Below are 1504 nucleotides of genomic sequence, written 5' to 3'. Positions count from 1 at the left end.
GGATATAAATCAGCACATCGACTTGCTTGCTATCAAGAATCCCCAAAACCTGCAGGAAGTCCATGAGATAGACTTTCCAGAATGATTTCTGGCCATACACTCGCTTGGTTATCTGGTTTACATCGATTCGTTCCCCCGTTTCGGTATCCACCAGATGACGCATTTTTTCGCCGATTAAGGTCTGTGTATCGGCTCTGTACTCCATGTGTTTATCCATTCAAACAACCCCCTTATATGTCACAATCAGATTATACTCTATGTAGTCACGAAAAGCAAACAAAAAAACTCATTTCAAGAGTGTTATGTGGTCAAATTTGACTACATGCATTGTCATATTTGACTACATGCAAAAAACCGAGAAGCCAGTAAATATAAGGGCTCGTGAGGGTTTTTGTTTTGTTTTCCTCTCTTCTCAATACAAAGGACGTGACAGCCAGCTCGAAAATTCCTGCAAAGAGTGTCGGGGGGCGTTGCCCCCCTCGCCCCCAGCAGGGAGCATTGCCCCCTGCACCCCCATCAGACGCTCGCCGCTAGGCAGAGGGGCAAATCATTGATTTGCCCCTTGCGGGGTAGCCTATGGGGGCGTAACGCTTCAAGGGGTAAAGGGCTTCGCCCTCCGGCCTCCTTATCCTCCCGCCTTTGGCGGTCCGGTACCGGCCGGCCCCCTTTCCGCTGTCATGCGGTTCTATTGTCCATGGGAGCCGAGCGGGACTGTCAAGGGGTGCGAAGCACGGCAGCTTGCTGACGCTTGCCCCTTGACTGCCCCGCCCATCGAGTTGCAGCCAAACCCCGAAACTGGGGTGGGGGGATTTATCGCACTCCTGTGATAAATCCCCTTATCAGTCCACTTGCAACCCCTCCAGGAGGCGCTCACGTCCTCCAGAAACGATTTTGAGCGTGTGAGGGTAGCCCAATATATCCCAGAGGGTTAAAAACGCTTACAGGCGGTTCTGTGGCTTCTGGGGGCAAATTTCAGAATGCGCACTTATGAGTGTCTCAAACCTTCGGCTTGAAACACTCGTGCTTAGGCCGTTGAAACGGTAAATGGATCACTCAAAATCAGCAAGCCCATAAGGCGCAAATTTACTGCCAGAATGGCAGATTAAGCACGGGTTTCGGAGAAACTCATAAGTGCGCATTCCTGAAAATAAAAAAGCGGGATTTCTCCCGCTCGATTAGACTGCTCGATTCAGTTGCTCATCAGTGAAAAGGCTTGGTTCGCTTTTTGCGTCCTGATACGTCTCTTTCTCAGGCTTTGGGTCTTGTGAATTTTTATCTTGCTCGTCGTTGTAGTACGACAACAAAAGTTGCTGCTTGTGGTCACTTCCTCGAAGCATGATGTTTGCCGAAACTTGGTATACTCCGCGTTGAATCTGCGTCAAGAATCCCTGTTCCTGCAATTTCGACATGATGCGGGAAACTGTGCTAAGAGATACTCCCGATTTATCCGAGATTGCCCGCTGAGAGCCGATAAAGGTGTTATTGGCTGGTTCCGTGTGCTCTA

General features: G+C 49.7%; 2 protein-coding genes. Both read right to left on the bottom strand.

What is annotated here, in order from left to right:
• On the bottom strand, window positions 1–217 hold a 217-nt coding region (locus FZ040_RS13800), incomplete at its 3' end, for a replication/maintenance protein RepL (RefSeq protein ID WP_187620361.1).
• A 958-nt stretch (window positions 218–1175) separates the two neighbouring features.
• On the bottom strand, window positions 1176–1504 hold a 329-nt coding region (locus FZ040_RS13795; protein ID WP_149172538.1), incomplete at its 5' end, for a replication/maintenance protein RepL.

The organism is Pseudoselenomonas ruminis (assembly GCF_008271295.1).
Taxonomy (GTDB): Bacteria; Bacillota; Negativicutes; order Selenomonadales; family Selenomonadaceae; genus Selenomonas_A; species Selenomonas_A ruminis.
The sequence above is the reverse complement of the archived record's forward strand: the minus strand, read 5'-3'. Positions and strand labels throughout refer to the sequence as shown.